Source organism: Luteitalea pratensis (assembly GCF_001618865.1).
GTDB lineage: Bacteria > Acidobacteriota > Vicinamibacteria > Vicinamibacterales > Vicinamibacteraceae > Luteitalea > Luteitalea pratensis.
Genome location: NZ_CP015136.1, coordinates 3,671,571 through 3,690,290, shown reverse-complemented (window position 1 = coordinate 3,690,290; position 18,720 = coordinate 3,671,571). Strand labels below are relative to the sequence as shown.

The 18,720-nt window shown below is 67.5% G+C and carries 16 protein-coding genes; 7 read left to right on the top strand and 9 right to left on the bottom strand.

Annotation, left to right across the window (positions count from 1 at the left end; all coding sequences use genetic code 11):
- The first annotated feature begins 174 nt into the window (after nt 1-174).
- On the top strand, nt 175-2,865 hold the full coding sequence (gene lon / locus LuPra_RS15110) for an endopeptidase La (protein ID WP_157899221.1): 2,691 nt from the start codon (nt 175-177) through the stop codon (nt 2,863-2,865).
- A gap of 3 nt (nt 2,866-2,868) precedes the next feature.
- Nucleotides 2,869-3,966 carry a hypothetical protein gene (locus tag LuPra_RS15105; RefSeq protein WP_110171516.1) on the top strand — a complete coding sequence of 366 codons (1,098 nt, stop codon included), beginning with the start codon at nt 2,869-2,871 and terminating at the stop codon, nt 3,964-3,966.
- A gap of 103 nt (nt 3,967-4,069) precedes the next feature.
- Here LuPra_RS15105 and LuPra_RS15100 read toward each other — a convergent pair whose 3' ends face one another.
- Genes LuPra_RS15100 through nuoI form a run of 3 tightly spaced genes read right to left on the bottom strand, consistent with a single transcriptional unit; the run spans nt 4,070 to nt 7,176 of the window.
- Nucleotides 4,070-4,771, bottom strand: a complete 702-nt coding sequence (locus tag LuPra_RS15100) for a class I SAM-dependent methyltransferase (protein ID WP_110171515.1) — start codon at nt 4,769-4,771, stop codon at nt 4,070-4,072.
- Between the two features lie 42 nt (nt 4,772-4,813).
- Complete coding sequence (locus LuPra_RS32830; protein WP_110171514.1) at nt 4,814-6,721, bottom strand: bifunctional homocysteine S-methyltransferase/methylenetetrahydrofolate reductase; 1,908 nt, start codon at nt 6,719-6,721, stop codon at nt 4,814-4,816.
- 8 nt (nt 6,722-6,729) lie between these two features.
- Nucleotides 6,730-7,176 carry an NADH-quinone oxidoreductase subunit NuoI gene (nuoI, locus tag LuPra_RS32825; RefSeq protein WP_201792190.1) on the bottom strand — a complete coding sequence of 149 codons (447 nt, stop codon included), beginning with the start codon at nt 7,174-7,176 and terminating at the stop codon, nt 6,730-6,732.
- A 263-nt stretch (nt 7,177-7,439) separates the two neighbouring features.
- Between nuoI and LuPra_RS15085 the strand changes: the two genes are divergently transcribed.
- The 3 genes from LuPra_RS15085 to lepB are packed head-to-tail and all read left to right on the top strand — an operon-like array spanning nt 7,440 to nt 10,208.
- Entirely contained in the window at nt 7,440-8,762 is a 1,323-nt protein-coding gene (locus LuPra_RS15085) for a sensor histidine kinase (protein WP_110171513.1), read from the top strand.
- Nucleotide 8,763: 1 nt separating this feature from the next.
- On the top strand, nt 8,764-9,540 hold the full coding sequence (locus LuPra_RS15080) for a LytR/AlgR family response regulator transcription factor (protein ID WP_110171512.1): 777 nt from the start codon (nt 8,764-8,766) through the stop codon (nt 9,538-9,540).
- A 35-nt stretch (nt 9,541-9,575) separates the two neighbouring features.
- A complete protein-coding gene (gene lepB, locus LuPra_RS15075) occupies nt 9,576-10,208 on the top strand; it encodes a signal peptidase I (protein ID WP_157899220.1) in 633 nt (210 codons plus the stop codon).
- Between the two features lie 128 nt (nt 10,209-10,336).
- Here the strand turns inward: lepB and LuPra_RS15070 are convergent, their stop codons facing one another.
- The 4 genes from LuPra_RS15070 to LuPra_RS15055 all read right to left on the bottom strand — a co-directional run bounded on the left by LuPra_RS15070 (nt 10,337) and on the right by LuPra_RS15055 (nt 14,023).
- Nucleotides 10,337-10,870 (bottom strand): ferritin, encoded by a 534-nt coding sequence (locus LuPra_RS15070; protein ID WP_110171510.1) that lies wholly within the window; start codon nt 10,868-10,870, stop codon nt 10,337-10,339.
- A 76-nt stretch (nt 10,871-10,946) separates the two neighbouring features.
- Nucleotides 10,947-12,818, bottom strand: coding sequence for an AMP-dependent synthetase/ligase (locus tag LuPra_RS15065; protein WP_110171509.1), 1,872 nt, complete (start codon nt 12,816-12,818; stop codon nt 10,947-10,949).
- Between the two features lie 55 nt (nt 12,819-12,873).
- Nucleotides 12,874-13,377, bottom strand: a complete 504-nt coding sequence (gene moaC, locus LuPra_RS15060) for a cyclic pyranopterin monophosphate synthase MoaC (protein WP_110171508.1) — start codon at nt 13,375-13,377, stop codon at nt 12,874-12,876.
- Nucleotides 13,358-14,023 carry a redox-sensing transcriptional repressor Rex gene (locus tag LuPra_RS15055; RefSeq protein WP_157899219.1) on the bottom strand — a complete coding sequence of 222 codons (666 nt, stop codon included), beginning with the start codon at nt 14,021-14,023 and terminating at the stop codon, nt 13,358-13,360. The genes moaC and LuPra_RS15055 overlap by 20 nt, the downstream gene beginning before the upstream one ends.
- Nucleotides 14,024-14,107: 84 nt before the next feature.
- Between LuPra_RS15055 and LuPra_RS15050 the strand changes: the two genes are divergently transcribed.
- On the top strand, nt 14,108-16,048 hold the full coding sequence (locus LuPra_RS15050; protein WP_110171506.1) for an OPT family oligopeptide transporter: 1,941 nt from the start codon (nt 14,108-14,110) through the stop codon (nt 16,046-16,048).
- 29 nt (nt 16,049-16,077) lie between these two features.
- Complete coding sequence (locus tag LuPra_RS15045) at nt 16,078-17,223, top strand: Ig-like domain-containing domain (protein WP_110171505.1); 1,146 nt, start codon at nt 16,078-16,080, stop codon at nt 17,221-17,223.
- Between the two features lie 15 nt (nt 17,224-17,238).
- On the opposite strand, the gene LuPra_RS15040 is transcribed toward LuPra_RS15045, so the two are convergent.
- Nucleotides 17,239-17,844, bottom strand: a complete 606-nt coding sequence (locus LuPra_RS15040; RefSeq protein WP_110171504.1) for a DUF4126 domain-containing protein — start codon at nt 17,842-17,844, stop codon at nt 17,239-17,241.
- Between the two features lie 39 nt (nt 17,845-17,883).
- Nucleotides 17,884-18,648, bottom strand: coding sequence for a lysophospholipid acyltransferase family protein (locus LuPra_RS15035; protein ID WP_110171503.1), 765 nt, complete (start codon nt 18,646-18,648; stop codon nt 17,884-17,886).
- Nucleotides 18,649-18,720: the final 72 nt, after the last annotated feature.

Genomic DNA, 18,720 nt, shown 5'->3' with positions numbered 1-18,720 from the left:
GGCTGATAGACTGGCGCGTGAGGCGTGACCCATCCATCGGGCCGCGCCTTCACCACCCCGCCGGCTGTTCCCGGGCGAACGGTCAGGCACCGTCGGACGAACGCACGCGTTCGCGCGTCCAAAGCATGGGCATCGGCACTCGGGCCGGGCCCCGCACGCTGGAGAAGACGATTCGTGGCTGACGCCGCTGCCCAGGATCCCCCGCTCCCTTCACGTCTGCCGGTCTTGCCGCTGCGCAGCACCGTCGTGTTTCCGCTGACCGTCCAGCCGTTGGCCGTGAACCGCGCCGTCTCGGTCGACGCGGTGAACCGCGCGCTGGCCGCGGATCGGATGCTGGTGCTCGTGATGCAGGTCGGCGACTCCGATGATCCGGATCCGAGCCAGCTGCGCAAGGTCGGCACCGTCGCCGTCATCCGCCAGATGGCCAAGGGCGCGATGGGCCTGCAGATCCTCGTGGAAGGCGTCGCGCGCGTCCGCCTCGATGACGTCACGCGCGACGGCAATGTGATGGACGCCTTCATCACTGCCGCACCCGAGCCCGACGCAAGCGGCCTGGAGATCGATGCATACCTGCGGTCGCTGCGCGACCTGGTGGAAAAGGCGTTCTCATTGGCCACCGGCCTCTCCCCCGACTTGCGCTCCATCGTCTCCGGCATCGACGAGCCGTTGCGGCTGGTCTACCTGCTCGCCACCCTCATCGACATGAAGCCGGAGGACAAGCAGCTCCTGCTCGAGCAGGACGACCTGCGCGTGAAGTTGAGTGCGATCAGCGCGGCGCTGAAGCGCGAAGTCGAGTTGCTCGAGCTGAAAGGCAAGATCGAGTCGCAGGCACAGCAGGAGATGAGCGACGCGCAGCGCCAGTATTACCTGCGACAGCAGCTCAAGGCCATCCAGTCCGAACTCGGCGAAGAGGAAGGCCAGGAGATCGCGGAGCTGCGCAAGCGCCTGCAGGACGCCAGGCTGCCGGGAGCCGTCCTGAAGCAGGCCATGCGCGAGGTCGATCGGCTCGAGCGCATGTCACAGGCCTCGCCCGAGTACCAGATGCTGCGCACGTACCTGGACTGGGTGCTCGAGGTGCCGTGGGGCGTGACGACACCCGATCGTCTCGATCCGCGCGCGGCCCGCGTCGTGCTCGACGAAGATCACTACGGCCTCGACAAGATCAAGGACCGCATCGTCGAGTACCTCGCGGTGCGCAAGCTGAAGAACGACATGAAGGGGCCGATCCTGTGCTTCGCCGGCCCTCCGGGCGTCGGCAAGACCTCGCTCGGTCAGTCGATCGCGCGCGCCATGAACCGCAAGTTCGTGCGCCTCTCGCTCGGCGGCGTTCGCGATGAGGCCGAGATCCGGGGCCATCGCCGCACGTACATCGGCTCGATGCCGGGCCGCCTCGTGCAGGCGCTCAAGCAGGCGGGGTCGATGAACCCCGTGTTCATGCTCGACGAAATCGACAAGCTGCAGGCGGGCGGCTTCTCGGGCGATCCGGCCTCGGCGATGCTCGAGGTGCTCGATCCGGCGCAGAACCACACGTTCCGCGATCATTACCTGGAAGTCCCGGTCGACCTGTCGAAGGTCCTGTTCATCGCGACGGCGAACAACCTCGGTACCGTGCACCCGGCGCTGCTCGATCGCATGGAGATCATCAGCCTGAGCGGGTACACCGAGGAGGACAAGGCGCACATCGCGCGAAAGTACCTGATCCCGCGGCAGATGAAGGAGCACGGCCTGCCGGCCGACGGGCTCGACCTCACCGACGCGGCCCTGAGCCGGGTGGTGCGGGAATACACGAGGGAGGCGGGCGTGCGCAATCTCGAGCGACAGGTCGGCACCATCGCCCGCAAGCTCGCCGCGCGCGTCGCCGGCGTCGACACCACCTTGCGTGACCGCGAGCCAGACTCGACGACGGTGGCGACGGTGGACATGCCGATTCCCGGTCAGCCCGGAGACGGCCCACATATGCCTCCGCCGCCCGGAGGCGATCCGGAGCACGCGCCGATCGACGATCCCGACCCGCGCGAGACGCCAGGCGTGCCGCACCCGGACGAGCCCGCGGAAGGAGATCCGCCGCCACCCGCCGATCCGGATCGCGACGACCCTGAGGCGCCAATCGGCGACCCGACGCAAAAGCCCGACCTGCCCGTCATGACGACGGTCACGCTGGAGGCGCCGTTCAAGGTGGATGCCGCGGATCTGCCCGATTACCTCGGTCCGCCCAGGATCAAGAACGACGCCCCGTTCCGTCTCTCCCGCCCCGGCGTGGTGACCGGTCTGGCGTGGACCGAGACCGGCGGCGACGTCCTCTACGTGGAGGCGACGTTGCTCCCCGGCGGCAAGGGCCAACTTGTGCTCACGGGGCAACTGGGCAGCGTGATGCAAGAGTCGGCGAGGGCGGCGCTCAGCCACGTGCGCTCGCGCGCGACGGCGCTCGGCATCTCGCAGGACACGTTCCTGACCAACGACCTGCACCTGCACGTACCGGCCGGGGCGATCCCGAAGGATGGTCCGTCGGCCGGCGTCACGATGGCGACCGCCATCCTCTCGGCGGCGCGGCAGGCCCCGGTCACGCCCGATGTCGCCATGACCGGAGAGATCACCCTGAGCGGCCTGGTGCTGCCTGTCGGCGGTATCAAGGAAAAGGCGCTCGCGGCCCGGCGCCAGGGCGTCAAGACCATGATCCTGCCCGCTCAGAACGAGGACGACCTCGATGAGCTCTCCTCGGAGGCGCGGCGCGAGATGACGTTCCGGCCGGTCTCCACGTTCGAGGAGGTGGTGGAGGTGGCGCTGGGCCCATTGCCCGTTCCCTCGCTACCCGTCCCGCCAGCTCCGGCGCCACTTCCGCCCACCGAACCCGCGGTCGCCGGCTGAACGTTGTCGGTCGCCTTCTGCATCTCCGGACACGGGTTCGGGCACGCCAGCCGGCAGGTCGAGGTGATCAACGCTTTCGGGGCGCTGCGCCCTGATCAGCCGATTCACGTGTTCACGAAGGCGTCGCGGTGGCTCCTCGACCGCACCATCACCGTGCCGGTCACGATCGTCGAGCAGGCGGTCGACTCGGGCGCCATCCAGCGGGACAGCCTGCAACTCGACGTCCCCGCGACCCTCGCGTCTGCCGCGCAGTTCGAGGCCGGCGCCGACGAGGCGGCGGTCGCGCTGGCGCGCGAGTTCCGCGCGCGACACGTGCAGGTGGCGGTGTGTGATGCGCCGCCGATGCCGTGCACGGCTGCGCACCTGGCAGGCGTCCCGGCCGTCGTGCTCGCCAATTTCACGTGGGACTGGATCTTCGAGGACTTCATCGCGGAGCACCCGGCGTTTGCCGAACTGCCGGCGCGCCTCGGTGTCCGCTACGCCCGGGCGGATGCCGCATGGCGGCTCCCGATGCACGGTGGCTTCGGTACGGTCCGCACCGTCCTGGACTTTCCGTGGATTGCGCGCCGCTCCCGGCGCGGCCGCGCAGAACTGCGTCGCCTGATTGGCGCCGGCGACGCGCGCCCGCTGGTGCTCATCTCCTTCGGGGGCTACGGAGTCGCGAACATGGCGCTCGCGCATCACGCCGGCGCGCCTTACCGGTTGGTGCTCTCGGGAGGCGCCGAGCACAGCCCGACCGACGCACCGCCTGACGCGCTTCATCTCGATCGTGAGCGTCTCGACGCGCTGGGGCTGCGCTACGAAGACCTGGTCGCGGCCGTCGACGTCGTCGCCTCCAAGCCCGGCTACGGCATCGTGTCCGAGTGCGTGGCCAACGGGGCGGCGCTCCTCTACACGGACCGTGGTCGCTTCCGCGAATACCCGGTGATGGTCGACGAGATGCCGCAGGTACTTCCCTGTCGGCATATCGCGAACGCGTCGCTGGCAAGCGACAGGTGGGACGAGGAGGTGGCCGGCCTGCTGGCGCAACCGCGGCCGGAAATACGGCCGCTCGTCAACGGAGCCGACGTGGCCGCCGGCATGATCAGCGCGATGCTGTGACGGCACGAAAGGCGCCTGCATGCAGACGCCTTTCGTGTATCCGATGATAGGGGCCGCTCCCCGAGCGGCCCGATCTCCGGCGCGTTCGGAGAACGCGCCCTACCTAATCCTTGACGCAGGTGACCAGCGACCAGATCCGCGGAATGTTCACCTTCTCGATGGACACCGGGTGCAGGTTGGCCTGGGCGAGGAAGGCCGGCAGGTCGAGGTCCGACTTGAAGCCGATGTGCACGGTGAGCGGCGAGATCATCCGCTCGGCCTTCGACAGCAGCTTGTTCGGGCTGAGGAAGTGGTTCAGGAACACGATACGGCCGCCCGGCTTGCACACCCGGCGCATCTCGCACGCGACCTTGACCGGATCGGGCACGACGCTGATCAGGTACGGCGCGTAGACGATGTCGAAGCTGTTGTCCTCGAACTTCAGGTCCTGCGCGTCCATCTGCAGGAGGCGAACGTTCTTCGTGCCCTTGCGGGCGACGCGCTCGCGCGCCTTCTCCAGCATGCCAGCGGAGAAATCGATGCCGGTGATCTCTGTGTTGCTGGGGTACATCGAGCAGTTGATGCCAGTGCCGACGCCGACCTCGAGGATCGTGTCGCCCGGGTGGATCTGCATGCGCTGGAGCGCCTGCACCCGGCCGGGATGCAGCGTCGGCCCGAACGTCAGATCGTAGACGCTCGCGAGCTTCTCGTAGACACCTTCGACGAAGTCGTTCTCCACCGCGGTGACCGACAGCGCGCGAGTGGCTGCGTCGCCCTGCACGAGCTCGTCTTCGGTGCGCGGCCGATCTTCTCCGAACAATGGCATCAAGAAACTCCCCTGCGGCTAGAGATACGTAAGTCTACCACGTCAGGAAACAGCAACCTGACGGCGGACCGCGCCCGCCGGCGCGTCATCGGTACGGATGGACGAAGCGTTTGTCAGCGCGCCCAGGATGTCCAGAGCTGCTCCGACCCTGCCTCCCGCTCCGGCGACAATGATGCCCGCGACGAGTGGACGAATCGCGACGACGAGTTCGCGTGCGATCGCCAGCGCCTCCTCTGCCACGTGGCCGACTCGTTCTGCCTCGGCCATCCGCTGCACCAGCGACTCTGGCACGCTCACGCCAGGCTCTTCGTTGGCCAGTTGCTCGGCTTGGCGGGCCGTCTCGAAGGCGCGAACCACGGCGATGACGGGCACGCGCTGCCCGGCAGTGTCTTCCAGGAACTGGCGCAGCGCATCGACGTCGTAGATGGGCCCCATGACGACGAACTCGGCGCCCGCCTCGACCTTGTACCTGTAGCGCGAAAGCTCGCGATCGGGCATCACCGCGGTCGGGTTCGCGGCAACCCCGACGTGGAACGCGGTCGGCTGCCCGATCGGCTGGCCACCGACGTCCTCGCCCCGGTTGAAACGCGCGGCAACGTTGGTCAGCCCGATCGAATCGACGTCGAACACGGCCGTCGCGTCCGGGTATTCCGAGTGGCGGAGCGGCCGGCCGGTGACCAGGAGCAGGTTCCTGAGCCCGAGCGCGTGAGCGCCGAGCAGGTCGGCCTGCATCGCGTGGAGGCTGTGATCGCGGCAGCAGTACTGCAGGATCGTTTCGGCACCCGCGACCTGCTCGACGGTCACCGCACTTGCCAGCGCGCTCATCCGCGCCCGGCTGCCAGAACCGTCACTCACGAGGACAACGTCGAGTCCGTTGATGCGCGCTTCGCGCGCCTGCTCGACGATGCGATCGTGCCCGAAGCCCGCCGGCGGCACCAGTTCGATGCCGGTCACGAAGCGGCCTCGCCGCAAGGCATTCGACAGTTGTGACTTGGCCTCGACGGGGACCGGCGAGACACGCGGTGGCGCATCAGGCGCGACGTCGGCCACTGCCGAAGCCGCCGGGACGGCCGGGGACAAGGCGTGCACCGCGTGGGCGATCTGCTTGACGTGGTCGGGCGTCGTGCCGCAGCACCCGCCGATCAGGCGGACACCCGCGCCCGCGAACCGCCTGGCGTAGGACGCCATGTAGTCCGGCGAGCACAGATAGAGGTTGCGTCCATCCACGTCGCGCGGCTTGCCGGCGTTGGGCATCGCCGCGAGGAGGGCGCCGGGCACGGCCTTGGCGAGGCGCTCGATCGTGTCGAGCATCGCCGCCGGACCGACGCTGCAATTCACGCCGAGCACGTCGGCGCCGAACTCGACCAATTGCGGCCCGAACTGCTCGACCGGCGTGCCATCGAGCGTATTGCCGTCTTCGGCAGTCGTGAGCATCGCGACGATCGGACGATCGCTCACGCTGCGAATGGCATGGATCGCGGCGCCGATCTCGTTGACGTCGCGGAACGTCTCGAGCACGAACAGGTCGACGCCGCCTTCGGCGAGGCCCGCGGCCTGTTCGGCAAAGATGGTCTGCGCTTCGTCGAGGCCGGTCTTGCCCCAGGGCTCGACCCGAACACCCAGCGGGCCGATCGAGCCAGCGACCCACGCGGCGTCGCGCGCGGCATGACGCGCGATGCGTGCGCCGGCGAGGTTGATCGCGTGCACCTTCTCGGCGAGGCCGAAACTCGCCAGCTTCAGGCGATTGGCCCCGAAGGTGTTGGTCTCGATGATCTCCGCGCCCGCCCGCAGGTAGGCCTGGTGGACGCCGACCACCATGTCGGCCTCCGTCAGGTTCAGGTCCTCGAACGCGCGGTTGAGGAAGACACCCCTGGCGTACAACTGGGTGCCCATCGCGCCGTCGCAGATCAGCACCCGAGCGCGCAGGGCGTCGAGAAAGGATTGGTTCACGTGGAAGCTTACTTGCGTGTCGCCTGGGGCTGAGCCTGGCCGGCCATGGGCACCAGGAGGTCGTCCTTGTCCCAGACGAAGTCGTCCTTGCTGTACACGGCCAGTTCGTAGTCCTTGCCCATGAAGATCGCCGACACCGGGCAAGCCTCTTCGCAGTACCCGCAGAAGATGCAGCGGGTCTTGTGAATCTGGTACGTCCGGGCATACCGCGGGCCGGCCATCACGCTCCCATCGTTCTCGGCAGCTTCGAGGTAGATGGCATCGGCCGGGCACGCCACCGCGCACAGCCCGCACGCCACGCATTTCTCGAGCCCGTTCTCGTCGCGCATCAAGACCTGCTTGCCGCGCCACTTCGGGAACATCGGGACCTTCTCGTCCGGGTAGTTCACGGTAATGGGCTTCTTGAACATGTGCCCAAACGTGGTCTTGAACCCGACGATCCAGGGACGAATCATCTCTAGTCTGCCTCCGGGGCCCCTGTCGCCTGCCGGCGGCGCTGGGCCAACTCGTAGTGTAGCAACAAGAAGGAGATACAAGAACGGGTACCGGGGGACGGGTACCGGGGGACGGGTACCGGGGGACGGGTACCGGGGGACCGGAGGCCGAAGCGTCGAGCAAGCTCGACCCCAACGCGAAATTCCCGAATCGGGACTCGGGAGTCGCCCTTTCCCGTCAGCGTTCGGCGTTCAGCGTTGGCCGATTGTGTTTACACTGCCGTGTGCTCCACGAGCCGAGATTCCTCTCCGCGGAGCAGTACCTGCTGGTCACGCTCATCGTGCAGCTGGCCGGCATCGCGGCGCTGTCGACGATGCTGGTGCGGTTCCGGCGGTTCCGGACGCTGCTGCTGACCGAGCGGCGCGACTGGCCGGAACGCGTCAAGTTCATCGGCGCCCTCGGGGTGCCGTTGGCCGCCGGCGTCGGCAGTCGGCTCCTGCTTGGATACGCCGCGGCCGACGTGTCACTCGGGGGCGCGTATCTGGCGGGCCTCGTGGCCGGTCCCTACGCCGGCGCCATCGTCGGCGCGATGGTCGGGCTGACGGCGCTGGCCGGCGGTGAGTGGATCGCCTTGCCGCTGTTTGTGGGGTGCGGCTTTGCCGGCGGCGGATTGCGCGAAATCTGCCCCAAGGACGCGATCTGGCACTTCTCCCCCTTCGTTCTCACCGGCCTGTTCCGCTATCTCTGGAAGCTGGTCCGGCGCCTCGACGTCGACTGGCAGATGCTGCTCATCGCCGCTCCGATTGCCCTCGAGGTGTTGCGGCAGGTGCTTGGGCATCGCTACGGCGCCGATCGCCTGTTCTTCTTCCCGGCCAACTCGGCCGGTATGCTCGGGCTGACGCTGCTCGCCACGACCCTGACCGTCGCCATCCCCATCAAGATCTGGAACCTGGCCAGGGTCGAGCACAAATTGCAGGAGCAGGAAGCGCTGCTGCTCGAGGCGCGGATCGAGGCGCTCACGAGCCAGATCAACCCGCACTTCCTGTTCAACACGCTGACGTCCATCTCCTCGCTGATCCGCACCCGGCCGGATACGGCCCGCATGCTGATCAACCGATTGTCCGGCCTGCTCCGGCGCCGCCTGCGGGCGCATGACCACTTCGTCTCGCTGCGCGACGAACTCACGGCCGTGGACGAATACCTCGACATCGAATGCGTGCGGTTCGGGCCGTCGCTGCGCGTCGACAAGGATCTCGATCCGGCCACGCTCGACCATGTCGTGCCGAGCATGATCCTGCAGCCCCTGGTCGAGAACTCGATCAAGCACGGCCTCGCCGACAAGCTGGGCGAACGGCTGATTACGCTTCGATCGCAGCGCCAGGGGACGGTGACCGTCCTCGAGGTCATCGACAACGGGATCGGCATCGACGAGGACCGCCCCGCGCGCTTGCCGCACGGCGGGATCGGGCTCGCGAACGTCTCCGAGCGGCTCCGCGTCATCTACGGCGCGCAGGGCCGTCTGGCCATCACGAGCGCTCCGGGACAGGGCACGCAGGTGCGGCTCGAGATCCCGGATCTCCTGCTGCCGGAACGGCGGACCGCGTAACATGAAGATCAGCGCCCTGGTCGTGGACGATGAGCAGCCGGCGCGGGAGGAGCTCTGCTACCTCCTGTCGCAGGTGGAGGCCGTGGAGGTCATCGGTCAGGCCGACAACGGCGTGGCCGCCCTCGAACTGCTCGACGACCTCGAACCAGACGTGGTGTTCCTGGACGTCCAGATGCCGGGCCTCACGGGCTTCGAAGTGGCGCGACAGGTGGCTGAACGGATGGTCCAGCCGCACATCGTCTTCGTGACGGCCTTCGATCAATACGCGCTGGATGCGTTCCAGGTGAATGCGGTCGATTACCTGCTCAAGCCGGTCGATCCCGCCAGGCTGGACCAGGCGCTCGGCCGCGCCAGGAGCCGGCTCGAGCTGGCCAGGGCGGGAGTCGTCTCGCCCCAGGCGCTCGCCCAGATCGTGGAAGCGGTGTCGGCTCGGCAGACGCGGCGGTCACCCCTGGTCGTCAAGGTGGCCGACCGGATATTGCTGGTGCAGGCCGAAGATCTCATCTACGCGTCGCTGAACGAGGACGAGGTCACAGTCGTAGCCAGTCAGGTGACGGGAACGTCCAATTACCGGACGCTCGACGAGTTGCAGGCGCAGCTGGACCATGCCGTGTTCTGGCGCGTGCATCGCTCGTATCTCGTCAACATCAACAAGATCAAGGAGATAGTCCCCTGGTTCAGCCGGAATTTCATCCTGAGGATGCGCGACGCGAAGGCGACGGAGATCCCGGTCAGTCGAGCCCAGACCAAGCGGCTCCGGGAGTACCTGCAACTCTGAGGCTGGAGGTCGCCTCGTCCGGCTTCTCCCCGGTCGTGGGCCCCAACCCTCCCTCGGGCTTCACCCCCGTCGTCGCGCCGGTTTCTGCGCAGGCTGCTGACGATGCCTTGCGGGTCGCCACGGCCGAGGTGCGCCGCCCCTCGTTGTGGCTGCGAGCGGCCGAGGAACTGTTCACCTGGTTCAAGACGCTGGCGTCAGCGGCCGTCTACGCCACGCTGATTGTCACGTTCGGGTTCCAGGTGGCGCGGGTCGAGGGCCTGAGCATGGCCCCCACGCTCTCGGACCAGGATCGCCTCATCGTCAACAAGGCCATCTACAAGCTCGGTGAGCCGCATCGGGGCGACATCGTGATGCTCTGGTACCCGGTCGACCCCGACAAGTCGTTCGTCAAGCGGGTCATCGCCGAGGAGAACGACCGCGTCCGCATCGTCGACGGACGCGTCTTCGTGAACGACGTGCAACTCGAGGACGACTACGTTCCCAATGAGTACCGCGGCCACGACGATTGGGGCCCGCAGGAGATTCCCGAGGGCTACTACTTCGTGATGGGCGACCATCGGAACAACAGTTCCGACAGCCGGCACTGGGGGTCGGTGCCCAAGAAGTACATCATCGGGAAGGTCCAGCTGCGGTGGTGGCCACTTCCCAAGGCCCGCATCTTCGACTAGCGGCCAACGGGTGACCGTCGGCACGCGTCCGACGGTCAACTCAGGTCTCAGGTCTCAGGGCTCAGGGCTCAGGTCCCACGTCTTGCGTGAGACTTGAGACTTGAGACGGTTCATTCACCGCGGGTTCGCTACCGCGCCGCCGGCGGACCACCGCGCGGTCCCGCACCACCAGGCATCCCCGCTCGCGCGCCGAGTTCCCGGTCGATCTCCAGCAGCGCGCGCGCGTCGTTGCCCGCCATCTCCAGCTTGGCGATGATGTCGCGCGCCGACTTCTCCTCCTCGACCTGCTCGGTGACGAACCATTGCATCTCGACGACCGCGGCAAAGTCCTTCTCCTGCATCGCCAGGTCGTAGAGCGCGTCAATCTGCTGGCTGACCTGCTCCTCCTGCGCGAGCGAGGCGCGGAACACCTCGACCAGCGCCGTCGCACGCGTGGTCTCGTTCTGGATCTTGCGCAACGACACCACGTGATTGCGGGCATGCACGAAGTCGAACAGGCGCAGGGCGTGCGCCCGCTCCTCCTCGCTCTGGACGCGGAACCAGTGTGCGGCTCCGGGGAAATTGAGTTCCTCGCACACTCCGGACATCGCCAGGTAGCTGTGCGACGCCGAGAGTTCGTTGTTGACCTGATCGTTGATGGCCTCGTACACCCTGGCACTCATGTCGCTGTGTCTCCTTCAGGAAGGGCCGGTATCACTCCACCCGTTTTGTCCGCCGAAGCCTCGGCGAAGGCGGAGCTCACGCCTGCTCGTACAACCGTTCCACCACCCCATGCCAACGCTCGAGGACGACGCGCCGCCGCAGCTTGAGTGTCGGCGTCAGTTCGCCCGTCGCGATCGAGAACTCCGCCGGCAGCAACGCCAGCTTCTTCAGGCGCTCGAACTGCGCCAGGTCGCGGTTCAGGGGCTCGACGACCTCATGGAACAGCGAGACGACATCTTCGCGCGTGACCAGCTCTTCGCGAGAGCCGGACGGCAGGCCGAGGACCTTGAGCCGTTGCTCGAGCGCAGTGAAATTCGGCACGATCAGCACCGCCGGGAACTTGCGCGCCTCGCCGACGATCATCGCCTCGGCCACCAGCGGGTGGCGCTTGAGCAGCGCCTCGATGGGCGCCGGTGCGATCTTCTTGCCACCCGACGTGACCAGCAGTTCCTTCTTCCGATCCGTAATCGTGAGGAAGCCATCGTCACCGAGCGTGCCGATGTCGCCGGTGTGGAACCAGCCGCCCTGGCTCAGCGCGGCAGCGGTCTCGTCGGGACGGTTCCAGTAGCCCTTCATCACGTGCGGGCCGCGGGTGAGGATCTCGCCGTCCTCCGCGATCGCCACCTCGACGCCGTCGACGACGCAGCCGACGCTCCCGAAGCGTGGCCGGTCGCGCGGATTGACCGTGATGACCGGCGATGTCTCCGTGAGCCCGTACCCTTCGATGAGCGGTACGCCGACCGCGTGGAAGAAGCGCGCGATGTGCGCCGGCAGAGGCGCACTTCCAGACACGGCGAGGCGCAGTCGTCCGCCAACCTTCGCGCGGATCTTCGAGGCGACCAGCCCGTCGGCGACGGCCTCCTGCATTTTCAGGAACGGCGACAGCGCGCGGCCCTCATGGCGCGCCGCCGAAGCGTCGATGCCGATGCGGACCGCCCAGTCGAACAGGCGTCGCCGGAAGGCGGGACCGGCGGCCACGGTCTCGTGGATCTTCGTGTGCAGCTTCTCGTAGACACGCGGCACCCCGGTCATCACGGTTGGTTGCACCAGCTGGAGATCGCGCGCGAGCGTGTCCAGCGACTCGGCGTGACACACCGTGAGGCCCTCGTACAGGTAGAGGTACGTCACCATGCGCTCGAAGACGTGGCTCAGCGGGAGGTAGCTGAGCGCGACGTCACCGCTGTCGAGTTCGAGCACCGGGATCACGGCCGCGATGTTCGACAAGACGTTGTCGTGCGTCAGCATCACGCCCTTGGGCTCGCCTGTCGTCCCGGACGTGTAGATGATCGTGAACAGGTCGTCGGGCGCCACGGCATCGATCCCTGCCTCGTAGCGGGCCACGGCCAATGGGTCGCTCGCAAGGGCGCGGCCACGCTCGATCAGGCCTTCGAGGCGCAGCACGGTGTGGCTGCCACGTACAGCCGCCGGCGGCACTTCGTCGGTGAACACGACGATGAATTCCAGCGCCGGTAACAGATGCCGGACCGCCAGGATCTTCTCGGCCTGCGCCACGTCGGAGACGAAGACGCCACGCGCCCCGGAGTCCTGCAGGATGAACCGCGCCTGCAGCCCGGAGAGCGTCGGATAGATCGGCGCCGTCACCAGCCGCGCGGTCACGATGCCCATGTCGGCGACGATCCACTCCTGGCGCGTCTCGGACATGATCGCGACGCGGTCGCCGGGCTGCAGCCCCATGTCCGCCAGCGCCAACCCTGTCGCCCGCACCCGCTCGACGAATGCGTCAGTGGCGCACGGCCGCAACCCGGCCGACGTGCACTGTTGCAAAAGGTCGGGGCGCGGGTGCTCGCGCAACAGATCGGCGGGCAGTTGCGCAAGTGAACGGAGCCGCGACGTCACGGCGGGCGGGAAGCGGTATGGACGACGTTGGGATGCGACGGCGGTAGGCATCGAAGGTCTCACGCGGGTGCCGGGTGTCGGGTACCGGGGACGCGAGTACCGTACATCAGGATCGCCTGACCACGTCGCCGCTACGCCCGCCCCGCTTCTCGACCAGGACGATCTGTTCGATGACCATGGACTTGTCCACGGCCTTGAGCATGTCGTAGACCGTGAGCCCCGCGACGGCCACTGCGGTCAGTGCCTCCATCTCGACGCCGGTCTGACCGGAGGTCTTCACCGTGGCCGTGATCGCGATGCCGCCCCGTGCCAGTTCGACGTCCACCAGCACCCCGGTCAGCGACAACGGGTGGCACAAGGGGATCAGCGTCGCCGTCCCCTTGGCGGCCATGATTCCGGCCAGCCGCGCGGCCTGAAGCGGATCGCCCTTCTTCACCGCGCCGGCGCGCACGAGACGACGCGCGGCGGCCGACACGCGGACGAATCCGGTCGCCACTGCCATGCGCGAGGTCACGGCCTTGTCGGACACGTCGACCATCCGCACACGCCCCTGCGCGTCGGCGTGCGTGAGGCCGGACGAGCGCGGCCGCTTACGGGTCGACGTGGCCATTGGCGAGGAAGAACGACAGGCTTTCGAACGTGATGGTGAGGTCCATGTTCTTCAGCTTCACGTGCGGCGGCACCCGCGGGCTGACCGGCGAGAAGTTCAGGATGGCACGAATGCCCGCTGCGACTACGCCGTCCACCGTTTCCTGCGCGGCGTCGGGCGGCACGGTCACGACGGCGATGTCGATCTTCTCGCGCTCGACCAGTCGTTCCAGTTCACGCGCATGGCGAATCGGCACGCCACTGCGCGAGTACTGTCCGACCTTCTCGCGTGCCGTGTCGAGCAGGGCGACCACGTCGAATCCGTCCAGGCGGAAGCCCGCATAGTCGGCGAGTGCGACGCCGAGGTTGCCGGCACCGATGATGACCACCTTGATGCTGCGGTCGAGCCCGAGGATCTGCCGCAGGTGACGCTTGAGGTCCTTGACGTAGTACCCCACGCCGCGGATCCCGAACTCGCCGAAGTGCGCGAGATCCTTGCGGATTTGCGCCGCATTGAGCTGAAACTGGGTGGCCAGGCCCTGCGACGAGACGGTGTTGACGCCGCTTGCGTCCAGCGACTCGAGACACCGCAGGTACACCGACAGCCTGGCCGTCGTGAGCTCCGACACCTGGTCTCCGCCAGTCCGGTCGCGCTCAGGCTCGGCCACGCGGACGATGAGAACACAGTCCAAGGGACAAGGGAAACCGACTTCTTCCTATTCCCCTGTCCCTCGATCTGCTATAGCTCCCCAATGGCTCAGCCTTCGTTCACGCCGTTCGTGCCTCCGGACCAGGCGCCGCCCGAGTTCACCGCCCGGGCGGTCCTGCTCGGGGCGCTGTTCGGACTCCTGTTCGGGGCGTCCACCGTGTACCTGGGGCTGCGCGCCGGACTGACGGTCAGTGCATCGATCCCGATCGCGGTGCTCGCGATCTCCGTGCTGAAGCGTTTCGGCGGCTCAACGATCCTCGAGAACAACATCGTCCAGACCATCGGTTCGGCGGGAGAGTCGGTCGCCGCGGGCGTGGTGTTCACGATCCCGGCCCTCATCTTCCTCACGCCCCACGGCCCGGCGTACTTCAACTACTTCCAGATCACGGTCCTCGCGTTTGCCGGTGGCATCCTCGGCGTGCTGCTGATGGTGCCACTCCGGCGGGCCCTCATCGTCAAGGAACACGGCGTCCTGCCGTATCCGGAAGGCGCTGCGTGCGCCGACGTGCTGATCGCCGGCGAACGGGGTGGACAACTGGCGACGCTGGTTTTCCAGGGGCTCGGCATCGGCGCGCTCTTCAAGGCGCTGCCGTGGATCTTCCAGATCGTGCGCACCGAGGTGGGCTACACCACGCCGAAGACCAGTGCGTTTCCCAACGCCACGCTCAACGTCGACATCTCGCCCGAGTACATGGGCGTGGGGTACGTGATCGGGCCACGTATCGCCGGCGAGATGGTCGCAGGCGGCGTGCTGTCGTGGCTGGTGTTGCTGCCCCTGCTGACCATCGTCGGTGCGTACATGCCGACGCCCTTTCCGCCGGCGCCACCCGATGGCTTGCGCATCATCGACATGGCGCCCGGGCAGATCTGGAGTCAGTACATCCGGTACATCGGCGCTGGCGCGGTGCTCGCGGCGGGCCTGATCACGCTGGCCCGGACGATCCCGACAATCGTCGGATCGTTCCGCGACAGCCTGAAGGACTTCCGCGCCGAGAGCGCCGGACACGCGCCACTGCGCACCGAGCGCGACCTCCCCATCGGCATCGTCCTGGGTGGCACCCTGTTGCTGGGCGTGTTCCTGGCGGTCGCCCCCGGCATGCCGACACAGGGCAATCCGCTCGCCGCCCTGCTCGTCGTCGTCTTCGGGTTCTTCTTCGTGACGGTCGCCTCGCGCATCGTCGGCCTGATCGGCAGTTCCTCCAGCCCGGTGTCGGGCATGACCATCGCCACCCTCATCCTGACGTGCACGATCTTCGTGGCCATCGGCTGGACCGGCGACGTCTACGCGCCGATCGCCCTGACCGTCGGCGCCGTGGTCTGCATCGCGGCCGCCAACGCCGGTGCGACCTCGCAGGATCTCAAGACCGGCTTCATCGTCGGCGCCACGCCGCGGCACCAGCAGGTCGGCCTCCTGGTCGGCGTGCTCGTCTCGGCTCTCATCATCGGACTGACGACGCTGTACCTGCACAAGGTGATGGTGATCGGCTCCAACGCCCTGCCCGCGCCGCAGGCGACACTGATGTCGACCATCATCCGTGGCCTCCTCAGTCAGAATCTGCCCTGGGGATTGGTGCTCACCGGCGTCTTCATCGCCGTGACGATGGAACTGTGCGGCGTGCGATCGTTGTCGTTCGCCGTCGGGGCGTATCTTCCGATCGCCACGACTGCCCCGATCTTCGTGGGCGGGGTCGTGCGCTGGCTGGTCGAGCGCGCGACCGGGCACCATGAGCAATCCGAAGTGAGTGCCGGCACGCTCTTCAGTTCCGGGCTTATCGCCGGCGGGTCGATCGCCGGCATCGCGTACGCGGTCCTGTACGGCTCGCGGGAATACATGCCAGCGAGCCTGCGGGTCGAGGATGCCCAGGAGAGCCTCGGCCGCATTCCGGCGCTGCACGAGGGCGTCGCCGGGCACGTCATCGGGCTGGCCGTCTTCCTGATGCTGGGGGTGATCCTGGCCCGGGTCGGACGCCGGCGCGTCAACTGAGGGGCCTCGGGAGGCGTCGTTACTCACATATGTTGGTCCGTAGCCTGATACTCCTCGTCCTCGCCCTGCTGTCGGGCGTGTCGCCCGCCTCGTCGCAGATACGCGCCGAGGGCGCCTCAGGGCGCAAGGCGACCACCCTCGGTGCCCTGACGGCGTACGCCGGGTTCTACCACCTCCAGGCGGTCAGGGTCCGTGCCAAGCTGGTCACCGACCAGGTGGGCACCGCCCTGCTCAGTGGGGAGACACGCCTGCTCGCCGTTGGCGATGCCGCGACTGCCCAGGTGACGGGCGACGTCGAGGTAGCGGGAACGTTCATCGACGTCGGCCGCCTCACCCACGACGACCAGCGGGTCTCGACGTACGGCCTCGCAGCCTTGTCCCAGAAGGTCCTTCAGCGTGAATGGCCGGCGCAGGGCGAGTTGCTGGTGATCGTCGTGAACGAGGTCAGGAAGGCCGAGCCATTCACCGCACCATCGGTGCGCGGCCTCGCGCTCGACCCGCTGCGGTTCGACGGACAGTCGGTGACCGTCAGTGGTCGATTCCGGGGCCGCAACCTCTTCGGGGATCAGCCGGCGAGCCCAGCGCGCAGCAAGTTCGACTTCGTGATCCAGCTGGCCGACGCGAGTCTCTGGGTCGTGGGCCGACGACCGAAGGGGCAGGGCTTCGATCTGAACGTCGACGCGCGCGTCGACACGGGACGATGGCTCGAGGTCCAGGGTGACGTCCACACCAGCAAGGGCCTCGTCTGGATCGAGGCCATCGCCATCCGCACCACGCAGCCGGTGTCGGACACCACACCCGTCGAGACCACGGAAGTGGCGCCCCCTGCACCGCCACCACAGGTCATCTTCTCCACGCCAACAGCCGGAGAGGTGGACGTCACGGCTGATGCCCGCGTCCGCCTGCAGTTCTCGCGCGACATGACGCCGCAGTCCTTCAAGGGCAACGTGATGGCGGCCTACGACGCGCGCGAGGCGGCGGAACGTGGCATCCCGCCGGCTAGTACACCGCCCTTCGTCGCCAACTACGACCAGGGCCGACGAACGCTGGAGTTGAAGTTCTCGGCGCCGTTCGAGCGGTTCCGCACCGTGATCATCAGGCTGGCGCCAGGCATCACGGCCTTCGACAGCCAGCCCCTCGCGCCCTTCGAGTTGCGCTTCACCGTCGGTGGCTGACCGCCCGCCGACGGCTCAGGCGGGCTGCTCGCCGAACAGGGACTGCCGGCGCCGCGCGAACACGCGGCGCAGCGTGCGAACGACGTAGGTAAGGACGGCGATGCAGACCACGAACGCCACGATCACGACGGCCAGCGCGATGAGCGGGAACTTGAGCGCGAGTCCTGCCAGCGCGAACACGAAGGCATCTTCGAACAGGCTCAGCATCCAGTTCGAGAAGGGCTCGGGGCTGGCGTTGACGGTGACACGTGTGCCGGCCTTGGTGAGGTGACTCGACGCGGCAAGGCCGCCGCCGAGCAGGGCGACGAGGCCCTGCAGCGCCGGCGATGCCTCACCGAGCGTGCTGACGGCGATGAGCGCCCCGCCGAGGGGGCGAATGGCGGTGTGCACGCCATCCCAGAGGGTGTCGATCCACGGGATCTTGTCGGCCACGAACTCGATGACAAACAACGCCAGCGCGGAATAAATCACGACGTCGTGATCGAAGACCTTGAACTGTTCGGGCAGGGACACCCATCCGTAGCGCGAGGCGAGCCCCAGGATGCCGACCGTGGCGTAGAGATTGACGCCGGCAGCCATGGAGAAGCCGAGCGTCCGCCCGAGCGTCAGGAGAAGGTCCATAGTCAGTGCGTCGGCCGCCAGCGTGGCGACACCTCCAGGCTACAGGCTACCTGAAGTCCCGCCGTCGGCGCGCGCCGCGTCGTCGAGCAAATGCGCTACTTCACCTCGAACCCGCTGGGCGAGAGTGTCGCGGTCGGCGAGTTCGAGACCCGCCGTCTCGACTGGCGCGCCAAAATGCACGCGCACCGTCGTCGGCCAGATGAGCGGGCTGCCCGGGCGCATCGCCCTGGCCGCGCCGAAGATCGCAGTCGGCACGACCGGCGCCTGGACCTTGATGGCGAGGACGAACGCCCCTTTCTTGAACGGGAGCAGTTCGCCGGTCCGGCTGCGCGTGCCTTCGGGGAACATCAGGAGCGAGTTGCCGGACTGCACGCTGCGTGCGGCCTGGTCGATCGCCTGGGTCGCGCGTTCCCGGTTCTCGCGTTCGATGGGTACGAAGCCGACGGCGTCGAAGCCGCGCCCGAGAATCGGCAGCTTCCGAAGCACGGCCTTGTAGACCACCTTGAGCCGTGGGGTGAGTTCCCGCAGGACCGCGAAGATGATCGGCGGTTCGACGTTGCTGGCGTGGTTGACCGCGTAGAGGGCCGCGCGCCCGCGCTGGATGTGCTCACCCCCCGCCACCATGACCCGTATCCCGAGAATGCCCAGGGCGATGCGGATGCAGGCGACGGCGAGCACGATGAGGTGCCTGTGCGTGTTGGTGGCGATTCCGATCAGGAGGGCCGGTGCGCCGATGATCACCAGGTAGGCAATCACGAACACATACGCCACCAGGCTTCGAACGGCGGTGATCAGCGTGGACACAGGACGGGCGCTCGCCAGCCGAGCGACGCAGGGCACTATACGCGAAAGAGCCCGGCAACCTCTCGGTCGCCG

Excerpts from the sequence above, each read along its gene's own strand:
- LuPra_RS15100 (WP_110171515.1), bottom strand. The coding sequence starts at position 4,771 with ATGCCATTGTTCGGAGAAGATCGGCCGCGCACCGAAGACGAGCTCGTG.
- nuoI (WP_201792190.1), bottom strand. The coding sequence starts at position 7,176 with ATGATTCGTCCCTGGATCGTCGGGTTCAAGACCACGTTTGGGCACATG.
- LuPra_RS15080 (WP_110171512.1), top strand. The coding sequence starts at position 8,764 with ATGAAGATCAGCGCCCTGGTCGTGGACGATGAGCAGCCGGCGCGGGAG.
- LuPra_RS15070 (WP_110171510.1), bottom strand. The coding sequence starts at position 10,870 with ATGAGTGCCAGGGTGTACGAGGCCATCAACGATCAGGTCAACAACGAA.
- LuPra_RS15065 (WP_110171509.1), bottom strand. The coding sequence starts at position 12,818 with ATGCCTACCGCCGTCGCATCCCAACGTCGTCCATACCGCTTCCCGCCC.
- moaC (WP_110171508.1), bottom strand. The coding sequence starts at position 13,377 with ATGGCCACGTCGACCCGTAAGCGGCCGCGCTCGTCCGGCCTCACGCAC.
- LuPra_RS15050 (WP_110171506.1), top strand. The coding sequence starts at position 14,108 with ATGGCTCAGCCTTCGTTCACGCCGTTCGTGCCTCCGGACCAGGCGCCG.
- LuPra_RS15045 (WP_110171505.1), top strand. The coding sequence starts at position 16,078 with ATGTTGGTCCGTAGCCTGATACTCCTCGTCCTCGCCCTGCTGTCGGGC.
- LuPra_RS15040 (WP_110171504.1), bottom strand. The coding sequence starts at position 17,844 with ATGGACCTTCTCCTGACGCTCGGGCGGACGCTCGGCTTCTCCATGGCT.